Annotated in this window: 18 protein-coding genes; 2 read left to right on the forward strand and 16 right to left on the reverse strand. The window is 69.6% G+C overall.

Annotated features, from left to right (window positions below; genetic code table 11):
• Nucleotides 1–23: 23 nt before the first annotated feature.
• The gene (gene dusB / locus IFU30_RS09590) at nucleotides 24–1,184 is read right to left on the reverse strand and encodes a tRNA dihydrouridine synthase DusB (RefSeq protein WP_079705764.1); all 1,161 of its coding nucleotides are present in this window, start codon (nucleotides 1,182–1,184) and stop codon (nucleotides 24–26) included.
• 51 nt (nucleotides 1,185–1,235) lie between these two features.
• Between dusB and IFU30_RS09595 the strand changes: the two genes are divergently transcribed.
• Nucleotides 1,236–1,754 (forward strand): aminoacyl-tRNA deacylase, encoded by a 519-nt coding sequence (locus IFU30_RS09595; protein ID WP_192005046.1) that lies wholly within the window; start codon nucleotides 1,236–1,238, stop codon nucleotides 1,752–1,754.
• Here IFU30_RS09595 and IFU30_RS09600 read toward each other — a convergent pair.
• From IFU30_RS09600 to recO, 4 genes are read right to left on the reverse strand one after another with little or no spacing between them, the layout of a single operon-like run.
• Complete coding sequence (locus IFU30_RS09600; RefSeq protein ID WP_192005047.1) at nucleotides 1,745–1,894, reverse strand: hypothetical protein; 150 nt, start codon at nucleotides 1,892–1,894, stop codon at nucleotides 1,745–1,747. The genes IFU30_RS09595 and IFU30_RS09600 overlap by 10 nt on opposite strands.
• On the reverse strand, nucleotides 1,891–2,571 hold the full coding sequence (locus IFU30_RS09605) for a DsbA family oxidoreductase (protein ID WP_192005048.1): 681 nt from the start codon (nucleotides 2,569–2,571) through the stop codon (nucleotides 1,891–1,893). The genes IFU30_RS09600 and IFU30_RS09605 overlap by 4 nt, the downstream gene beginning before the upstream one ends.
• A 28-nt stretch (nucleotides 2,572–2,599) precedes the next feature.
• A complete protein-coding gene (locus IFU30_RS09610) occupies nucleotides 2,600–3,421 on the reverse strand; it encodes an isoprenyl transferase (RefSeq protein ID WP_124769218.1) in 822 nt (273 codons plus the stop codon).
• On the reverse strand, nucleotides 3,418–4,155 hold the full coding sequence (gene recO, locus IFU30_RS09615) for a DNA repair protein RecO (RefSeq protein ID WP_079705761.1): 738 nt from the start codon (nucleotides 4,153–4,155) through the stop codon (nucleotides 3,418–3,420). The genes IFU30_RS09610 and recO overlap by 4 nt, the downstream gene beginning before the upstream one ends.
• Before the next feature lie 83 nt (nucleotides 4,156–4,238).
• Here recO and IFU30_RS09620 point away from each other — a divergent pair, with 83 nt between their 5' ends.
• Entirely contained in the window at nucleotides 4,239–4,907 is a 669-nt protein-coding gene (locus IFU30_RS09620) for a TRIC cation channel family protein (protein WP_192005049.1), read from the forward strand.
• A gap of 6 nt (nucleotides 4,908–4,913) precedes the next feature.
• On the opposite strand, the gene IFU30_RS09625 is transcribed toward IFU30_RS09620, so the two are convergent.
• The 11 genes from IFU30_RS09625 to IFU30_RS09675 all read right to left on the reverse strand — a co-directional run bounded on the left by IFU30_RS09625 (nucleotide 4,914) and on the right by IFU30_RS09675 (nucleotide 18,754).
• On the reverse strand, nucleotides 4,914–6,326 hold the full coding sequence (locus IFU30_RS09625; protein WP_192005050.1) for an ABC transporter permease: 1,413 nt from the start codon (nucleotides 6,324–6,326) through the stop codon (nucleotides 4,914–4,916).
• Nucleotides 6,323–7,081: an ABC transporter ATP-binding protein gene (locus IFU30_RS09630; protein WP_079705758.1), complete on the reverse strand. Its 759-nt coding sequence runs from the start codon at nucleotides 7,079–7,081 to the stop codon at nucleotides 6,323–6,325. Before IFU30_RS09630 ends, IFU30_RS09625 begins: the two co-directional genes overlap by 4 nt.
• Nucleotides 7,082–7,190: 109 nt before the next feature.
• Complete coding sequence (locus tag IFU30_RS09635; RefSeq protein WP_079705757.1) at nucleotides 7,191–7,880, reverse strand: response regulator; 690 nt, start codon at nucleotides 7,878–7,880, stop codon at nucleotides 7,191–7,193.
• On the reverse strand, nucleotides 7,877–9,061 hold the full coding sequence (locus IFU30_RS09640; RefSeq protein WP_192005051.1) for a sensor histidine kinase: 1,185 nt from the start codon (nucleotides 9,059–9,061) through the stop codon (nucleotides 7,877–7,879). The genes IFU30_RS09635 and IFU30_RS09640 overlap by 4 nt, the downstream gene beginning before the upstream one ends.
• A 126-nt stretch (nucleotides 9,062–9,187) precedes the next feature.
• On the reverse strand, nucleotides 9,188–10,948 hold the full coding sequence (gene leuA / locus IFU30_RS09645) for a 2-isopropylmalate synthase (RefSeq protein ID WP_192005052.1): 1,761 nt from the start codon (nucleotides 10,946–10,948) through the stop codon (nucleotides 9,188–9,190).
• A 146-nt stretch (nucleotides 10,949–11,094) separates the two neighbouring features.
• Nucleotides 11,095–13,584, reverse strand: coding sequence for a bifunctional lysylphosphatidylglycerol flippase/synthetase MprF (locus tag IFU30_RS20875; RefSeq protein ID WP_192005053.1), 2,490 nt, complete (start codon nucleotides 13,582–13,584; stop codon nucleotides 11,095–11,097).
• 35 nt (nucleotides 13,585–13,619) lie between these two features.
• Complete coding sequence (locus tag IFU30_RS09655) at nucleotides 13,620–14,891, reverse strand: alpha/beta hydrolase (RefSeq protein ID WP_124769213.1); 1,272 nt, start codon at nucleotides 14,889–14,891, stop codon at nucleotides 13,620–13,622.
• Between the two features lie 176 nt (nucleotides 14,892–15,067).
• A complete protein-coding gene (gene era / locus IFU30_RS09660; RefSeq protein ID WP_079705752.1) occupies nucleotides 15,068–15,976 on the reverse strand; it encodes a GTPase Era in 909 nt (302 codons plus the stop codon).
• Nucleotides 15,973–17,277 carry a hemolysin family protein gene (locus IFU30_RS09665; RefSeq protein ID WP_079705751.1) on the reverse strand — a complete coding sequence of 435 codons (1,305 nt, stop codon included), beginning with the start codon at nucleotides 17,275–17,277 and terminating at the stop codon, nucleotides 15,973–15,975. Before IFU30_RS09665 ends, era begins: the two co-directional genes overlap by 4 nt.
• Nucleotides 17,277–17,744 carry an rRNA maturation RNase YbeY gene (gene ybeY, locus IFU30_RS09670; protein WP_079705750.1) on the reverse strand — a complete coding sequence of 156 codons (468 nt, stop codon included), beginning with the start codon at nucleotides 17,742–17,744 and terminating at the stop codon, nucleotides 17,277–17,279. The genes IFU30_RS09665 and ybeY overlap by 1 nt, the downstream gene beginning before the upstream one ends.
• A complete protein-coding gene (locus IFU30_RS09675; RefSeq protein WP_228498304.1) occupies nucleotides 17,741–18,754 on the reverse strand; it encodes a PhoH family protein in 1,014 nt (337 codons plus the stop codon). The genes ybeY and IFU30_RS09675 overlap by 4 nt, the downstream gene beginning before the upstream one ends.
• Nucleotides 18,755–18,773 lie beyond the last annotated feature (19 nt).

Here is an 18,773-nt window from a genome sequence, read left to right on the forward strand (position 1 = left end):
AGACGCTCCCCTGCTCGATGATGCTATCCGCCACTGTGGTCCAGTTCCGCTCCCGCGATCTCGGTCTGCTCGTCGGCACCCAGCGACTGCGAGTCGAGCCAGCCGTACGGCAGTGCCGGTCGTTTCGGCGTACCGGCGCGCCCGCGCTGCCCTTCCGCTGCGGCACCCGGGTAGGGGGCCGTCCAGTCGAGGGTCGCGAGCAGCTCGTCGAGCTGGTCGAGCGACTCCACGGTCGCAAGGCTCGCGCGGAGGTCACCGCCGACGGGGTACCCCTTGAAGTACCAGGCGACGTGCTTCCGGATGTCGCGGCAGCCGCGCTCCTCGCTCTCGAAGAACTCGGCCAGGAGCTCGGCGTGACGCCGGAACGCGGCCGCGACGTCGCCCAGGGACGGCTCCGCCTTGCCGCCCTCGCCGGCGAACGCCGAGCTGAGGTCGCCGAAGAGCCAAGGGCGACCGAGGCAACCGCGGCCCACGACGACGCCGTCGCAGCCCGTCTCGTCGACCATCCGGAGGGCGTCCTCGCCCGACCAGATGTCGCCGTTCCCGAGGACCGGCACCGAGGTGACCGTCTCCTTGAGCTTCGTGATCGCCGACCAGTCCGCGTGACCGGAGTAGAACTCGGCAGCGGTCCTGGCGTGCAGCGCGATCGACGCCACGCCGGCGCCCTCGGCGATCCGGCCGGCCTCGAGGTAGGTGAGGTGGTCGGAGTCGATGCCCTTGCGCATCTTGATCGTGAGCGGGACGTCGCCGGCGGCACGGACCGCGCCCTCGACGATGTCGCGGAAGAGCCCGGTCTTCCAGGGCAGCGCCGCTCCCCCGCCCTTGCGGGTGACCTTGGGCACCGGGCAGCCGAAGTTGAGGTCGATGTGGTCGGCGCGATCCTCGGCGACGAGCATGGTGACGGCCTCGGCGACCGTCTTCGGGTCGACGCCGTAGAGCTGGATGGAGCGGAGCGTCTCGCTCTCGTGGTGCTGGATGAGCCGCATGGTCTCCGGCGTGCGTTCGACGAGCGCGCGGGAGGTGATCATCTCGCTGACGTACAGTCCGGCACCGTATTCGCGGCACAGTCGACGGAACGCCGTGTTGGTGATCCCGGCCATGGGGGCGAGCACGACCGGCGAGTCGAGCACGATGGGCCCGATCGCGAGGCTCGGGCGCTGCGAGAGCGTGGTAGGAAGAGACATCACCCTCGATTCTCCCAGATGATCGGCGCTCCCGCGCCCAGTGAGGACCACATGTCAGACGCCGTCCCGCCCGCCGACCTCCAGCCGTCCGGCCGCGAGCGCGTCCGAGCAGCGGCCGCCGCACTCGGTCTCGACGTGGAGCTGGTCGAGCGACCGCCCGCGCGCAGTCTCCACGAGGCGGCGGAGCTGCTCGGCATCGAGCCCGCGGACATCGTCAAGACGATCGTCGTGAAGCGTCGCAGCGGCGACTACCTCTTCGCCCTCGTGCCGGGCGGCCGCAAGATCGCCTGGCCGCCGTTCCGCACGCTGCTCGGGGTGAATAAGCTCGCGATGCCGGACGCGGCGACCGCGTTCCAGGCGACCGGCTACGAGCGCGGCACCATCACCGTCCTCGGTGCGAGCGCTCCACTCCCCGTCTACGCGGACGAGCGCATCCTCGAGCGCGGTGGGCGCATCTCGATCGGCGCCGGCGAGCACGGGTGGAGCGCCTTCGTCGACGCGGCGGAGTACCTCACCGCCATCGGCGCCGTCACCGCGGACCTCACCGAGCCGGAGGACCCTCAGTCCTGAGCCGGCTCCGGCGGGAGCACGAGGCAACTGTCGCCCTCGCAGACGACGGCGTCGCCCCCGAGGAGTCGGAGCGCCGGCCGGACCGTCGCCGGCTGCTGATCATCGACGCTGCGCTCAGGCGACGTCGTCTCCGTGCTCACGCCTGCACCGGCTCGGTGCTCGCGCGTTCCGTCCAGACCTGCTCGAGGACCTGCGTGAACGCGGCCGCCTCCTGCGCGCCGGACACCCCGTAGGCGCCGTCGATGACGAAGAACGGGACGCCCTGGATGCCGTACCCCTGTGCCGTCGCCTGGTCCTCGCGGACCGCTTGCGTGTACTGGCCGGATTCCAGCGCCGAGACCACGGCGGACCGGTCGAGCCCCACCTCGACGGCGAGGTCGGCGAGGTCCTCGATGCGCCCGACATGGCGGCCCTCGGTGAAGTAGGCCCGCAGGAGGCGCTCGGTCATCTCGAGCTGCTTCCCCTCCACCTTGGCGAAGTGCAGCAGTTCGTGCGCCTTCACCGTGTTCGTGTGCTGGAGGATGCCGAAGTCGTACTCGAGACCGGCGTCCGAGGCGATCCCCGTCACCCGATCGAGCATCTGCTGCACCTGGTCGGCCGGCATGCCCTTGTGCTTCACGAGGAAGTCGATCTCGGTGCCGTCGAAGTCGACCGGGGTGTCGGGTGCCAGCTCGAAGGAGTGGTACTCGACCTCGACCTCGCGTCCGTCGCCGAGCTGCGCGAACTCCGCCGCACCCCGCTCGAACTTGCGCTTGCCGATGTAGCACCACGGGCAGGCGATGTCGGACCAGATGTCGATCTTGATGGGTTCACTCATGTCAGGGCCAACCACCGACACCCGTCGGTCATTCCCCCGAGGGCGCCGGGGCGTCTGGCACGTCGCGCGCCCCGCCGAAACGACGGTCGCGTCCGGCGTACCGTTCGACGGCCTCCCAGAGCTGACGCCGCCCGAAGTCGGGCCAGAGGGTGTCGAGAAAGACCATCTCCGCGTAGGCCGACTGCCACAGCTGGAAGTTGCTGGTGCGCTGCTCTCCGGAGCTCCGGACGAAGAGGTCGACGTCCGGGAGGTCGGGCAGGTAGAGCCGGCTCTGGACGAGACGCTCCGAGACGGCCGACGGCTTGATGCGGCCGGCGGCGACGTCGTCGGCGATGCTGCGCACCGCGTCGACGATCTCGTTGCGACCGCCGTAGTTGACGCACATGGTGAGCGTCAGGCGGTCGTTGTCGCGCGTCAGCTCCTCCGCCGTCTGGAGCTCCTTGATGACCGAGGTCCACAACCGCGGCCGACGCCCCGACCAGCGCACGCGCACGCCCCACTCGTTCAGTTGGTCGCGGCGTCGATGGAGCACCTCGCGGTTGAACCCCATGAGGAAGCGGACCTCATCGGGTGAGCGCTTCCAGTTCTCCGTCGAGAACGCGTACACCGACAGGTGCTTGATCCCGAGTTGCAGGGCACCGGCCACGACGTCGAGGAGTGCGGCCTCGCCCGCCTTGTGCCCTTCGACACGCGTGAGTCCGCGCCGGTTCGCCCACCGGCCGTTGCCGTCCATGACGATCGCGACGTGCGACGGCACCTCACCCTTCGCGAACTCGGGCGGGACCTCACCTGTCCAGTCGATCGGTTTGAACGGCACCGCGTCGCGGTGGGTGTAGGGCTTCGGGGTCACCCGCGGCTCCGATCCTGTTCGAGGTGCGCGAGCGACCGCAGGCCGCGCTCCAGATGCCATTGCGCATAGGCGGCGGTGAATCCGCTCGCCCGTGAGGCCGTCTGCTCGGCGGCGGCCTCCGCGTACTCCCAGTCGCCGGAGAGCAGTGCTCCGAGGAGCGAGAGGGTGTCGGCGTCGAGCCGAGGGCTCCCCGAGGGCGCGCAGTCGTCGCACACGACCCCGCCGAGCTGCACGACCACGTGCGAGTACTCACCCTCCGTGCCGCACCTCGAGCAGGCGCCGAAGCTCGGTGCCCAACCGGCGAGCGAGAACGCCCGGAGCAGGTAGGAGTCGAGGGTGAGCCGCGGACCGTGCTCATGCTTCGAGAGCGACCGCAGGGCGCCGACGAGCAGCAGGTACTGCTGGAGGGAGCCCTCGGACTCCGTCAGCCGATCGGCCGCCTCGACCATCGCGCTCGCGGCCGTGTAGCTCCCGTAGTCGGCGCTGATCTCGGCGCCGTACGAGCCGAGCGACTCGGCCTGGGTGATGGTGTCGAGGCTGCGGCCCTCGTAGAACTGGACGTCGGCGACCATGAACGGCTCGAGCCGGGACCCGAACTTCGAGCCCGTGCGACGGACACCCTTCGCGACCGCCCGGATCTTGCCCCTGCTGCGTGAGAGCATGGTGACGATGCGATCGGCCTCGCCGAGCTTGTGGGTCCGCAACACCACCACTTCGTCTCGATATACCGGCACGCATCGATTATCCCGCCTCGCACCGACAACGTGACCCGGGAACCGCCGTCGGGGATCGAAGGAGCGCCTGGAGAGATGAAGCCGTGAACGAGGTCCTCTTCGTCGTTCCGCTGTGGGTCGACCTCTCGGCGGTCGCGATCGGCGCCGTCCAGGGCGCGATGTTCGCGGCCAGATTCCAGGATCGTCAACTCGACTGGCTCGGCGTCGCCATCATCGGCGTCGTCGTCGGACTCGGTGGCGGTCTCATCCGCGACATCCTCCTCGGACAGGTGCCGGCGTCCCTCCAGAACAACTGGTACCTCCCCGTCGCCTCGGGAGCCGCCCTGCTCGGGATGCTCCTCCTGCGCACCATCACGAGGCTCGGGCCGGTCATCATCGGTCTCGACGCCCTGACGATCGGCATGTTCGGAGCGATCGGCTCCACCAAGGCCCTGGCGGCCGGCCTGCCGGTCATCCCGGCGATCTTCGTCGGAACCGTCTCAGCCGTCGGCGGATCGGTGCTCCGCGACGTCATGCTCGGTGTCCCCGTCGCCCTCATGCACGTCGGCTCGCTCTACGCCGTGGCGGCCGCGGTCGGGACCGCCCTCCTCGTCCTCGCCGTGACCTTCGGGGCACCGCTCGGGATCGCGGCCATCGTCGGCGTCTCCTCGACCGCGGTGATCCGCCTCCTGGCCGTCCGGTTCGGGTGGACGTTGCCGGAGCAGCGCCAGATCGGCGGGTGGCGGATCTGGCGCCGCTCGACCCGCGGCTGAGTCGTCTCAGTCGACCGCGAGTGCCGCGACGGGCGCGATCCGGGTCGCCCGACGGGACGGTGCCACCGAGGCCGCAGCCGTGAGGAGTGCGGCGAGCACGACGATCACGGCGACGATGGCCCACGGGATGACCGGGAAGATGAGCCCGGGCGAACCGTTGATCGCGCCGAGCATCGACTGGGCACCGGCCCAGCCGTAGAACGTCCCGAGGACGAGGCCGACGACGACGGCCGCGATGGTGAGCTGCGCCGCCTCGATCACGATCATGCGACGGATCTGCGCCGCCGAGAATCCGAGTGCGCGGAGCAGTCCGAGTTCGCGGGTGCGTTGCAGGACGCTGAGCGAGAGGTTGTTGACCATCCCGACCGCGGCGATGAGCGCGCTCAGCCCGATGAGGGCGGAGAAGACGCCGACGGTCGTCGCGACCACGGCCTGCGTGCCCTCGTAGACCTCCGGATTCGCAGCCTGTGCGTTCAGCACGAACTCCTGGAAGTTGGCCGCGGCGACCGCGAACATCGTCACGAGGGTCACGCCGATCACCAGTCCGATCGTCGTGCGAGAACTGCGCTCCGGGTAGCGGACGGCGTTCTCGGCGGCGAGTCGAGCCGTCGCGGAGGTGCCGAACAGTCGGCCGACCAGCCGCAGCGCCGGCGGCATCACGAGGTGCGCACCGAGCACGAGGCCGGAGAAGGAGACGATCCCGCCGACGATGCCGATGAGCACGCCGAGCGGCGACACGAGCCCGACGCCGACACCGGCGAGCAGGAGCAGGACACCGACCGCGAAGAGACCGATCGCAACAGCGTTCCGGGCGGGCCGCGCGGTGGCCTCCTCCCGGCTCAACTCCTGCGATCCTCCGATCGCCTGCATCGGAGTGACCGTCAGGACGCGACGCGCGCCGATCCAGGACGCGAGCCACGTGGTCAGGACGACCGCGACGACCGGCAGGAGCACGGCCGGTTCGACGATCGCGTACGGCAGCTCGGGCAGCACACCGGTCGCGACCCCGATCCGCACGAGCGCGAAGGTCGCGAGGAGTCCGACGAGCAACCCTGCTCCCCCGCCGAGCAGGCCGACGACGACACCCTCCTTCGCGACGGCGCGACGCTGCGATCGCGCCGTCGAACCGATCAGGCGGAGCAGCGCGATCGTCCTCGTCCGCCCGGCGACGATCGTCGCGAACGTGTTCGCCGTGACGATTGCACCGACGTACACCGCCAACGAGACGAACACGGCGGCCGCGAGGATGAGCATGATGACCACGGTGCCGCTGGACCCCGTGACGTCGTCGGCCAGGATGAAGGTGGAGAGCACACTTGTGACCATGAGCAACAGGACGCCGAACGAGGCGCTGAGCGTCGCGACGAGGAGGCTCGCGCGATGCTCGCGGGCCCGGGGCCCGAGATCCGCCCGGCTCATGCCGCACGCTCCATGCCGAGCATGAGCGCTGAGATCTGCTCGGCGGTCGATCGGGGACGGTCCTCGACCACCCGCCCATCCGCGAGGAACACGATCCGGTCCGCGTAGCTCGCGGCGATCGGGTCGTGCGTCACCATCGCGATGCTCTGCCCGTACTCGGTGCTGGCCGCCGCCAGTAGGGCCAGGACGCTCCGCCCGGTGCGGGAGTCGAGGTTGCCGGTCGGTTCGTCCGCGAAGAGGAGCTCGGGTCGCGTCGCGAGGGCACGCGCGATCGCGACGCGCTGCTGCTGTCCGCCCGAGAGTTCGTGCGGGCGGTGCCCGAGTCGGGAGGCGAGTCCGAGCGTGCTCACGAGCACGTCGATCCAGCTCTGCTCCTCACCGGTCGGACGGCGGGCGTCGAGTTCGAAGGGCAGCCGGATGTTGGCCGCGACGTCGAGCGTCGGGACCAGGTTGAAGGCCTGGAACACGAAGCCGACACGACGCCGACGGAGGATCGTGAGCTGCCCGTCGTCGAGGTCCGTGATGTCCTGGTCACCGAGGCGCACCCGCCCCGCGGTGGCCTGGTCGAGGCCGGCCATGATGTGCATGAGCGTCGACTTGCCCGAGCCGCTCGGGCCCATGATGGCGGTGAACCGGCCCCGCTCGATCTCAAGGTCGACGCCGTCGAGGGCGACGACCTGGTTGTCGGCGGGTCCGTAGCTCTTCCGGAGTCCGTGGACGCTGGCGACGACGGACGGCTGTGCTGAAGTGGTCATGCTCCGAAGCTACGGAGTGCGGTGCCGGGTGCGCGTCGGGCGCACGAGCGACCCGGGTACATCCTGGGGATGATCCTCGATCACTCCGCGGGTGCGTGCTGGACCGCGGTCAGACCAAGCCGTGCTCGAAGGCGAACACGACGAGCTGGACCCGGTCGCGCACCTCGAGCTTGGCGAAGATCCGGCTGATGTGCGTCTTCACGGTCGCCTCGCTGAGGAACTCGGCGGCAGCGATCTCGGAGTTGCTCAGCCCGCGCGCCGCGAGGAGGAAGATCTCGCGCTCTCGCGCCGTGAGCTCGGCATAGCGCTGCGGTGCGGCCGGAGCTGCCGGAGCCTGCTGGAAGTGCTCGAACAGCTCGCGGGTGGCCGACGCGGCGATGACCGCGTTCCCTGCATGGACCGTGCGGATCGCTGCGAGCAGGAACTCGGGCTCCGCGTCCTTGAGCAGGAACCCGCTGGCCCCGGCTCGGATGGCCGTCGCGGCCGCCTCGTCGAGGTCGAAGGTGGTCAGCACGACGATCCGAGGCCGCTCGCCCCCGCGCGCGTCCGCCTCCGCCAGGATCGTCTTCGTCGCCTCGATCCCGTCCATGACCGGCATCCGGACGTCCATGAGGATGACCTGCGGACGTGTCCGTGCGGCCAGCTCGACCGCTTGACGCCCGTCGGAGGCCTCGCCGACGACGCGGAGGTCCGGCTGCGAACCGATGAGCATGCGGATCCCGCCTCGGAACAGCGCCTGGTCGTCGACCAGCGCGATCGTGATCGCCCCCGCTGCCGTCGCGTCGCTCGGATCGGTCATCTCGTCACTCCCACCGTCGCGTACGGGATCGATGCGTAGACGGTGAAGAGACCGTCCACCAGGGTCGTCCCGAACCTGCCGCCTGCCAGCGTAGCGCGCTCGTTCATCCCGGCGAGTCCGTGCCCCGTGCCGGCCTTCGGCGGTTCGACCTTAGCCCGGTTGACGACCCAGAGCTGCAGCTCGGGTCCGGTCCAGTCGAGATGGACGTCGATCGGCCCACGATGGTCGCCGTGTCGGAGCGCGTTCGTGAGCGCCTCCTGGATGATCCGGTACACGGCCAGCTGCGAACCGGTCGCGACCGGTCGTTCCTGGCCGTGGCGCTGGACCACCACGTCCAACCCGGCTCCTCGCAGCTGCTCGTAGAGCCGGTCGAGGTCGGCCATGACCGGCTGCGGGCCCTCGGTCTGTTGGAACCGTAATTGCGCGAGCAACACCCGGACATCGGCGAGGGCCTCGCGGGAGATGCTCGAGATCGTCCGCAACGCCTGGTCGGCCGAGTCCGGGTCCGCGGCCAGCGCATATCGGGCACCGTCGGCCTGCGCGATGACGACGGCGAGGGAGTGCGCGACCACGTCGTGCATGTCGCGCGCGATCCGGTTGCGCTCCTGCTCGACGGCGACGTCGCGCTCGGCCAGGAGCTGCGCCTGTCGGCTCTCACGGGCGAGCCGCCAGGTGCGCATCAGGACACCTGCGGTCCAAGCGAGGCCGAAGAAGGCGGCGAACGCGAGGAACATGAACAGCCCGACCGTCACCTGCGCTACCGGTGTCATGTCGTTCGCGAGGCCGAAGGTACTGATCTCCGCGCCGATGGCCGTGGTCCAACTCGGGACGACGATCACGTAGAACGCGATGAGCGCGGCACCGACGAACGCGGAAGCGAAGGAGACCCATCGCACCACCCGGCCGCCGTAACTCGCCGCAGCGTAGAGCACGACCGGGATCGCGAAGTTCGCGGGATCCGGCGCGAGCAGGAGGATGAGCTGCAGCAGCGCCGCGGCCCAGGCCACGGACAGCGCGAGCGCCGGAGCGAGTCGGCGGAGCGCCAGTGCACCGCACATGCCGAGCAGGACGATGGTGTATCCGGCTGGACGCGTCATGTACGCAGCTGCGGTGAGGATGAACAGCACCGACGGCAGCGCGATGTCGAGGGCCAGCTGGCCGGGCCGGAGCGTGCGGAACATCCTCCAACCGTACGACCTGGCGGCCGGTCACTCCGTCCTCGCGCGGGAAGATCATCCTCCGGGTGTACGCCGGAGGACAGCGCTGCGCCGGGTCGACCCGAAGGCCGGCCCGGCGCAGCGGGATCGTCAGATGGAGGCCAGTTCCCGCGCCCCGACCTGCGTGCGCACGGCCCGGTTGACCGCCGAGACCACTGCCTTGAGCGAGGCTGTCGCGATGTCGCCGTCGATGCCGACGCCCCAGAGGCGCTGGTCGTTCACCTGGAGCTCGACGTAGGCGGCCGCCTCGGCGTCGCCTCCGGCGCTCAGCGTGTGCTCGACGTAGTCGTACAGCGTGACCTCGATGCCGCGCCCGGAGAGCAGGTTGAGGAAGGCCGCGATCGGGCCGTTGCCGGTCGAGGTGCGCTCCTCGACCTGCTCGCCGTCGCGAAGGGCGACCTCGAGGACCACGGTGCCGGCGAGATCGCTCGACGTCTTCGTGGACTGGAGTTCGAACCGACCCCACTTGGCGTCCGCGACCGCGGCCGGAAGGTACTCGTCCTGGAAGATCGACCAGATCTGACCGCTCGTCACCTCGCCGCCCTCGGCGTCGGTCTTCGCCTGGACGACGCCGGAGAACTCGATCTGCAGGCGACGCGGCAGGTCGATCGCGTGGTCGGTCTTGAGCAGGTATGCGACGCCGCCCTTGCCCGACTGCGAGTTCACGCGGATGACCGCCTCGTAGCTGCGCCCCAGGTCCTGCGGATCGACCGGCAGGTACGGCACGGCCCATTCGAGGTCGGCGACGTCCTTTCCCTGGGAGACGGCGTCGACGGACATCGCCTCGAAGCCCTTCTTGATCGCGTCCTGGTGCGAACCGCTGAAGGCCGTGAAGACGAGGTCGCCCGCCCACGGGCTCCGCTCGTGCACCGGCAGCTGGTTGCAGTGCTCGGCCGTCCGCTTGACCTCGTCGATGTCGCTGAAGTCGATCTGCGGGTCGACACCCTGCGTGAACATGTTGATTCCGAGCGCGACGAGGTCGACGTTGCCGGTGCGCTCACCGTTCCCGAAGAGGCACCCTTCGATCCGGTCGGCACCGGCCAGGTAGCCGAGCTCGGCTGCCGCGATCGCGGTCCCGCGGTCGTTGTGCGGGTGCAGCGAGATGATGATGTTCTCGCGGTTGGACAGGTTGCGGCTCATCCACTCGATCGAGTCCGCGTAGACGTTCGGCGAGGCCATCTCGACCGTCGACGGCAGGTTGATGATGACCTTGCGGTCGGGCGTCGCCTCGAGGACCTCGACCACCTGGTTGCAGATGTCGACGGCGAACTCGAGCTCGGTACCGGTGTAGCTCTCCGGCGAGTACTCGTAGTAGATCTGCGTCCCGGGGACCGTCGACTCCATCTCGCGACACTTCCGGGCGCCGTGGAGGGCGAGGTCGATGATGCCCTGCTTGTCGCTGCGGAACACGACGTCGCGCTGCAGGATGCTCGTCGAGTTGTACAGGTGCACGATCGCCTGCTTCGCCCCGCGCAGCGACTCGTAGGTGCGTTCGATGAGGTGGTCGCGTGCCTGGGTCAGCACCTGGATGGTGACGTCCTCGGGGATCGCACCCTCGTCGATGAGGCTGCGGACGAAGTCGAAGTCGGTCTGGCTCGCGCTCGGGAACCCGACCTCGATCTCCTTGTAGCCCATCTTCACGAGCAGGTCGAACATGATGCGCTTGCGCTCCGGGCTCATCGGGTCGATGAGGGCCTGGTTGCCGTCGCGGAGGTCGACGGCGCACCAGCGCGGGGCCTCGGTGATCCGACGGTCAGGCCACGTGCGATCGGGCAGCGAGACGTCGAACTGGTCCTGGTATGCGCGGTAGCGGTGGACCGGCATGCCTGATGGGGTCTGGGTGTTCTTCATGATCCTGGGATCTCCTCGTGGGATTGGGGGTGAGCCAATGACGAACTCCGCGACGAGGGAGGCCTGGAACTAGGACTCGTCGCGGCAGCTAAGGAGGAGCAGACCGGAGAACACGTCGTCAGCATAGCACTCCCCCGCGCGGCCGATCAGGTGACCAATGAGGCGAGGTCCCGCACGGACACGTCCGGGAGGTACGCGCGCCCGACCGCGATGCCGATCGCCGGCAGGGTCAGCGGGTCCGCGTAGCCGAGGACGAGCGGACGCTCCTCCGGCTGGAACTTCCCCTTGAAGGCGAGGAGCGAGCGGAACCCGTAGACAGGTTCGAGCACGTTCCCGAGGTAGGTCAGGACCCGGTCGATCCCGTCCGTCTCCGGCTGCTCGGTGCTCTTCGAGCGCGCGAGTGGAGCCCCTGAGAGGCTCATCTCCTCGATGCCGTCCTCCTTGAACCGCGCGGCGGCCTCGGCGATGAGGAACTCCATGACGCCGTTCATACCGTCCGTCCGACGTCGCATGAAGTCGAGGGTCCAACCCACCAGCTCACCATCGCGCCGCACCGGCAGCCAGCTCGTGACGCCGTGCAGCCGTCCTTGCTCGTCGACCGCGAGCAGGAGCCGGACCTCCTCGTCGACGAGCTCGTCGATCCCGCCGAGGGTGAACCCCATCTCGGGCAGCTTCCGTTCGGCGACCCACTCCTCGGAGATCTCGGCGATCTGCGCCGCCAGCCCGACGCCGAGCGCCCCGTAGGTGGACCAGACGGCGGTGATCCCCGCACGGTCGGCCCGGTTGACGGAGGATCTGATGTCCTGCCAGCGCTTGCCGACCATGCTCCAGCCCTGCGGGTGCAGGACCGTCTCCTCGGCGACCTGGACGGTGCGCCAACCGATCCGGTGGAGCGCTCCTGCGGTCTCCTCGTCCACGCTGTACAACGCCACCGTCAGGCCGGAGTCCTCGCAGTGCTCGATGAACCGCTCGAGGACCCCCTGCTCGTGCCGGTCCCTCCCGAAGAAGCCGCCCGCCGTGACCGCGACCCCGGCGACGATCCGGTAGGCGATGCCGGCGCTGCGCTCCGGGTCGAACCAGGTGAGGTTGCCCGGCCAGGTGGCCATGTGCCCGATGGAGTCGCTGCCCTCGGCCAGGAGCTCGCGCAGGCGGCGCTCGTCTGCCGGCGCGATGGCGTTCGCGACCCGGCTCAGCGGCCAGACCGCGCCGAGCAGGATGATGCTCCACCAGACGGGTCCGACGGCGTGGAACACCACGCCGGTGAGCGGGGCGACCGGCACGAAGCCCGGGAGGATGTTCCGCAGGTACGCGGCGGGGACGAAACGCTCCGGCGCCGCACGGAGGACCTCCCACACGTCGGGCCTCGGCGAGAATCCTCCGGGCTGCAGCAGTGCGACCACCACGAAGAGCGCGGCGAGCACGACCCACGACGTGCCGACCAGGGCGAGGTACCCCCAGGCACTGCGCCGGGTGGCCCGCACGGGGAACCCACGACGGAGCACGACCAGGAGCGCCGCCACGACGAGCGGGAGCAGGATCGCCGCCCACAGCGCGATCGCGATCTCGACGGACCGCTGCTGCGCGCCGTGTCCCGTCCCGAGCAACGACGAGGGGTGTCCCGTCGGGTGGAGTCGCACCCCAGCCCCGAGCGACAGCGCACTCAAGACGGCGAAGGACACCATGATCGCCGTGGCGAACCAGACCGCGAAGCGTCTGCCGCGGAGCAGGCCCCACGCTGCGAAGAGCAGGGCGATCATGGGGACCACCGACAGGAGCACCGCTCCGAAGCCGTCGACGCGCACCAGCGTGAGGTCGCGCAGGCACTGCGCTGACACGCCGACCGTGCGGCATTGCCCGATGACCCGTCCGGCGTCCGGGATGTTCTGTTCGAGCAGGAGCACGAGCGGCGCGAGCGGACCGAGGTGCCGACCGGACAGGAAGGTGATGAGCGGCCCGACGCCCATCATCGCGACGACTGATGCCAGGAGCACCCGGGTCTCGTGGTGCGAGCTCCGCACGCGTCGCACCGACGGGGTGACCCCGGCGAGCACGATCCCGAGCAGGACGCCGACCAGCGCTGCGAACAGTCGTGCGAGATCCTGCGGAAGGCCCGAGTACAGCAGCACGATCAAGGCACCGACGACGACGAACGCGCGGATCCGTCGACGCCAGAGCGGCCCGTGGAACGCACTCGACGCGGCGAGGGCGCCGAGCGCGCCTGCCACCGGGTCGAATGCCACGATGCGGGCGACCTCGCCGCTCCAGAACTCGCCGCCGAGCGTGCCGAGGAGTTGGAGCCCGATGGCGAGCGCGTTCCCGACGACCGCGGTCACCAGTACCGCCAGGAGCGTCTTGGCTGCGCCGAACCGTCGCTCGGCGAGCACCAGTGCGGGGACACCGATCAGCAGGAATGCGAGGAGCCCGAGCACCCCGTCGGTTCCCAGAGCACCGGTCAGGAGCGCCCACCAGTGTCCGTCGACCACGACCTGCTCGTACCCCACGCCGGCCACCTCACGGATCGCCGTCCGCCAGCCGGGGGTCGCCGCCGGCGGTGTGCGCCAGACGAACGCACTGACCACGAGCACCAGCGCCGTGATCCCGATGCTCATCGGCACCGACCGGAGCACGCCGGTCACGAGTCGACCGAAGGGCGTCGCCCTCCCCGCGCGCATCAGGCGAGCCCGAATCGTGCGGCGATCACGGGGAGCGCACGCTCGAACACCGTGTGGACGGTGTGCCAGTCGTGCGCCGTCCCATCGGAGACGAAGGTCGTCGTCCGCATGCCGGCTGCCGAAGCCATCGCGGCGACACGCCGGACGCCGGGACCGTAGCGGCTGTCGTCGCTGCCGTAGCCGAAGACGCCGACGGTGTCCGCGTACGGGGTGTGTGCGGCGAGGATCGCGGAGGGGGCCGCCGCCTCGTACGCCGTCGCCGACCCGCCGAAGCCCTGTGCGATCGTCGTCGGTCCGATGGACGGGACGACCTCCCCCGAGATGTCGAGGATGCCGCCGTAGCGTTCGGGGTGCGCGGCGCCGAGCTGGATGGAACAGGTCCCGCCCTGCGAGAACCCGGCGATGAACCAGTCCGTCCGCGATGCGGAAACCGGGAGGTGCGCCGAGATCCACGCGGGGACGTCGACCGTGAGGTACGTCGCCGAGTTGCCGAGCGGCCCGTCGACGCACATCGGGTTGTGGTCCGGAGCGCCGAGCTGATCAGGCACGACCACGATGGGAGCGAGACCCGCATGCGAGGCGGCGAAGCGGTCGAGGATCCCCGCGATGCCCGCCGAGGCGAACAGGTCGGCCGGCTCTCCCGGCTGACCGCTGAACGCTTCGATGACCGGCAGTGCCGGCGGGTGTGCGGTCAGGGCGGCCGGTGGCAGGTAGACGAGCGCGTCCCGGTGAGCGAACCCGGAGGTCGTCGCCGGGATGTCCACGTGTTCGACCCGCCCGCCGCTCGGCAGGTCGGCGGGTCGCTGCCACGACGTGGTCGTCCCCCGGGCGGCAGGCAGGGCCGAGAACGACTGGTACGGACTGATCCCCAACGCCGCCCGCACCGTCGCGAACTCACCGAAGTCCTGGTTCACGCCGATCGCCCCGATGAGCAGGAAGGCGGGAATGGCGAGGCTCGCCACGACGACCCGCCACGCCCGGGTCCGCACGATCGCCGCGATCGCGAGGGCGGCACCGGCGAACCCGACCGCCGCCCACGCACGGGTGACCGGCGTCAGTTCGATCCCGAAGACGTCGAGCACGTCACCGAGCAACCAGGCCGTGGCATAGGCGAGGAGCGCCCCACCGCTCGCCACGAGCAGCATCGTCAGCCAGCCGCGAACCGTTCGGCGCCCGGTCAACAGGATGATCGCCAGGAGGACGGCGGCACCGCCGACCCAGACGAGGAGCTCCGGACGATCCAGCCTGATGGCCAGCAACCAGTCGAACACTCGGACTCCTTCTCGCGACCCCGAGGACCAGTATGTCCGCGCGCTCGCGAGCCTGTCGGCCAGATGACGGGTTCCACAGCGGGCCCAAAGCAGACATGCAAGTCACGTTCAGGTAACGGAGACCACCCGCCCGGATCCGCGCGGGCCCACGGCGCCGACGGTCGACCGGATCCGGGTCAGAATCCCAGGCGACCGAGCAGTTTCGGGTCGCGCTGCCAATCCTTCGCGACCTTGACGCGGATGGAGAGGAAGACCCTCGATCCGACGAGTGGCTCGATCCCGGCGCGGGCCCGGGCCCCGACGTCGCGGAGCCTGGAGCCGCCCTTCCCGATGATGATCGCCTTCTGGCTGTCGCGCTCCACGAACACGTTCGCGTAGATGTCGAGCAGGTCGGTCCCCTCGCGCGGGATCATGTCGTCGATGGTCACGGCGAGCGAGTGGGGCAGCTCGTCCTGCACGCCCTCGAGTGCGGCTTCACGGATGAGCTCCGACACGCGGTCGACGACCGTCTCGTCCGTGGTGGCCTCGGCCGGGTAGAGGCGTTCCGAGAGCGGCATGAGCTTCGTCACCTCGGTGACGAGGATGTCGAGCTGGTCGTCGGTCACCGCGGACAGCGGGATGACGGCGTCCCAGTCCCGGAGCTCCGAGATCGCGAGCAGCTGCTCGGCGATCGTCGTCCGGCTGGCGGTGTCGGTCTTCGTGACGATCGCCACCTTCTTGGCGCGCGGAAAGCCGTCGAGCGACTCGTTGATGAAGCGGTCGCCGGGCCCGAGCTTCTCGTTGGCGGGGATGCAGAACCCGATGACGTCGACGTCGGAGAGGGTTGACTGCACGAGATCGTTCAGCCGCTGGCCGAGCAGGGTGCGCGGCCGGTGGATGCCGGGGGTGTCGACGACGATGAGTTGGCCGTGGTCGCGATGCACGACTCCGCGGATCGCGCGACGCGTGGTCTGCGGCTTCGAGCTCGTGATCGCGACCTTCTCACCGACGAGGGCGTTCGTCAGCGTGGACTTGCCGACGTTCGGACGCCCGACGAAGGACACGAACCCCGCTCGGAAGTCGGACGGAGGGGTGGTGTCGTTCATGGGTGCTCCCGGTGGTCGTTGGACGCCTGCTGGGCGTCCTGCAGCTGGTCGTCGCGCTGGGCGATGACGGTGAGGATGCGTCCCCGCCGCCCCTCGACGCGCTCGGCGGTGAGTTCGAGGCCGTTGGTCGACACCGTCGATCCGACGACGGGCAGCCGACCGAGGGCTTTCGCGAGGAGGCCGCCGACGGAGTCGACGTCGTCGTCGTCGAGTTCGAGGCCGAACAACTCCCCCAGCTCGTCGACCGGCAGCCGGGCGTCGACCCGGAACCGTCCGTCGTGCAGGTCGGTGATCTCGGGGGTGTCTGTGTCGTACTCGTCGGAGATGTCGCCGACGAGTTCCTCGATGAGGTCCTCGAGGGTGACGAGACCGGAGATGCCGCCGTACTCGTCGACGACCATCGCGATGTGGTTGGACTCCTTCTGCATCTGCTGCAGGAGCGAATCGGCCTTCTTGGACTCGGGTACGAAGCTCGCCGGTCGCAGGAGCGGCTCGATCGAGCCCACCTCGGTGACGCCGTCGCCACCGAACATCGCTCGCACCAGGTCCTTCAGGTACAGGATGCCGACCAGGTCGTCGATGTCGCCGTCGCTGACGGGCGCCCGCGAGATCCCCGTCTCCAGGAACACCTCGAGCGCCTCGCGGACGCTGAGATCGCGCTGCAGACTCACGAGGTCGGTGCGCGGGATCATCACCTCGCGGACGAGCGTCTCGTTGAACTCGAAGATCGAGTGGATGAGCTCGCGGTCGTCCTCTTCGAGGACCGAGTGCGCGGCGGCCTCGTCGACCATGCTCAGCAGTTGCTCCTCCGAGGTGAAGGAGACCGAACGGGGCAGCCCCGGGGTCACCCGGTTGCCCAGGGAGACGAGGACGTTCGCGACCGGGCCGAGGACCACGCGTGCGGCACGGATGGCGGGAGCACTGAAGCGCAGCACGCCGCTCGCGTGGGTCCGGCCGACGCCTCGCGGGCTCGCACCGACGAGCACGAAGGAGGTGCCGGTCATGATGACGACCGCGAGGACGAGGACGAGCCACAACTCGTCGATCGACGAGGCCAGTGCGAGGGTGACGAGGACGGCGGCCGTGGTCTCGGCCAGGATCCGGATGAAGTTGATCGCGTTGACGTGCGCACCCGGGTCGGCTGCGATGGCGCGGAGCGCGGATCCCGAGCGGGCGCCCTCTGCCAGGTCGAGGATGTCCGCGCCCGACTGGACGCCGATCGCGGCGTCGGCTGCGGCCATCAGACCCGCGAACGCGACGAGCAGGAACGCGACGATGACGAAGACGGCGACGAGGGACATCAGCTGGTGCGTCGTCTCTCCTGGAGCGCGAAGGCGAGGAGGATGTCCCGCTGGATGCCGAACATCTCCTTCTCCTCGTCGGGCTCCGCGTGGTCGTACCCGAGCAGGTGGAGCACACCGTGGCAGGTGAGGAGCTGGAGTTCATCCATCGTCGAGTGCTTCGCGGCGGCCGCCTGCGTCTCGGCGACCTGCGGGCAGAGCACGATGTCGCCGAGCAGCCCGGGCGGCGTCGGGTTCTCCTCGGTGCCGGGACGGAGCTCGTCCATGGGGAAGCTCAGGACGTCGGTCGGTCCCGGCTCGTCCATCCACTGGACGTGCAACTGCTCCATGGCGCCCTCGTCGACCAGGACGATGGCGAGCTCGGCATCGGGGCTCACGTGCATCGCGTCGAGCGCGAACGACGCCAGGGCGAGGATGCGCGATTCGTCGACGGCGACGCCTGACTCGTTGTTGATCTCGATGGTCATGAGCGTCCTCGCTTCGGCTGGTGGTCTCTGGCTGCGCCGCGACGCTCGGCACGGTTGGCGAACTCGGCGGCCTGCTCGCGCTCGAACCGCTGCGCCTGTCGGACGGCGTCGTACTCGCCGTAGGCGTCGACGATCCGACCGACGAGGGTGTGGCGGACGACGTCCTCGCTCGTGAGGTGGGCGAAGTGGATGTCGTCGACGTCCTTGAGCACGCGGGTGACGAGTCGCAGACCGGACGCACCGGTCGGCAGGTCGATCTGCGTGACGTCGCCGGTCACGACGATCTTGGACCCGAACCCGAGCCGGGTGAGGAACATCTTCATCTGCTCGGGCGTGGTGTTCTGCGCCTCGTCGAGGACGATGAACGAGTCGTTGAGGGTGCGGCCACGCATGTAGGCGAGCGGTGCGACCTCGATCGTGCCGGCCGCGAGCAGCTTCGGGACGATCTCGGGGTCCATCATCTCGTTGAGCGCGTCGTAGAGCGGACGCAGGTACGGATCGATCTTGTCCGTCAGCGTGCCCGGGAGGTACCCGAGTCGCTCGCCGGCCTCGACGGCCGGGCGCGTCAGGATGATCCGGTTGACCTCCTTGCGCTGCAGAGCCTGCACGGCCTTCGCCATCGCGAGGTAGGTCTTGCCGGTACCGGCCGGGCCGATACCGAACACGATCGTGTTCTCGTCGATCGCGTCGACGTACGCCCGCTGCCCGACGGTCTTCGCCTTGATCGTCTTCCCACGCGAGGTGAGGATGACCTGCCCGAGCACCTCCGACGGGGAGGCCGAGCCGTCCTGCCCGAGCATGCGGGCGGAGGTGCTGACCTCCGCCGGCCCCGGGTCGTGTCCTTCTCGGACCATGGTGATGAGTTCCTCTACGAGTCGTCTGGCGGCGTCGGCCTGCGGCGCCGGGCCGGTGATGGTGATCTCATTGCCGCGCACGTGCACCGAGACACCGGGGTGTTCGCGCTCGACGGTCGTCAGGAGGCGGTCCTGTGGGCCGAGGAGACGGACCATGGCGAGCCCGTCCACCAGG

Origin of the sequence: Plantibacter sp. CFBP 8798, assembly GCF_014841195.1 — a bacterium.
GTDB classification, from domain to species: domain Bacteria; phylum Actinomycetota; class Actinomycetes; order Actinomycetales; family Microbacteriaceae; genus Plantibacter; species Plantibacter auratus.

Bases quoted from the DNA above. Each gene is read 5' to 3' on its own strand.
- ybeY (WP_079705750.1), bottom strand. From the start codon at position 17,744: ATGACCATCGAGATCAACAACGAGTCAGGCGTCGCCGTCGACGAATCG.
- IFU30_RS09630 (WP_079705758.1), bottom strand. From the start codon at position 7,081: ATGACCACTTCAGCACAGCCGTCCGTCGTCGCCAGCGTCCACGGACTC.
- IFU30_RS09625 (WP_192005050.1), bottom strand. From the start codon at position 6,326: ATGAGCCGGGCGGATCTCGGGCCCCGGGCCCGCGAGCATCGCGCGAGC.
- era (WP_079705752.1), bottom strand. From the start codon at position 15,976: ATGAACGACACCACCCCTCCGTCCGACTTCCGAGCGGGGTTCGTGTCC.
- IFU30_RS09640 (WP_192005051.1), bottom strand. From the start codon at position 9,061: ATGTTCCGCACGCTCCGGCCCGGCCAGCTGGCCCTCGACATCGCGCTG.
- leuA (WP_192005052.1), bottom strand. From the start codon at position 10,948: ATGAAGAACACCCAGACCCCATCAGGCATGCCGGTCCACCGCTACCGC.
- IFU30_RS09635 (WP_079705757.1), bottom strand. From the start codon at position 7,880: ATGACCGATCCGAGCGACGCGACGGCAGCGGGGGCGATCACGATCGCG.
- dusB (WP_079705764.1), bottom strand. From the start codon at position 1,184: ATGTCTCTTCCTACCACGCTCTCGCAGCGCCCGAGCCTCGCGATCGGG.
- IFU30_RS09665 (WP_079705751.1), bottom strand. From the start codon at position 17,277: ATGTCCCTCGTCGCCGTCTTCGTCATCGTCGCGTTCCTGCTCGTCGCG.
- IFU30_RS09595 (WP_192005046.1), top strand. From the start codon at position 1,236: ATGTCAGACGCCGTCCCGCCCGCCGACCTCCAGCCGTCCGGCCGCGAG.
- IFU30_RS09605 (WP_192005048.1), bottom strand. From the start codon at position 2,571: ATGAGTGAACCCATCAAGATCGACATCTGGTCCGACATCGCCTGCCCG.
- IFU30_RS09675 (WP_228498304.1), bottom strand. From the start codon at position 18,754: ATGGTCCGTCTCCTCGGCCCACAGGACCGCCTCCTGACGACCGTCGAG.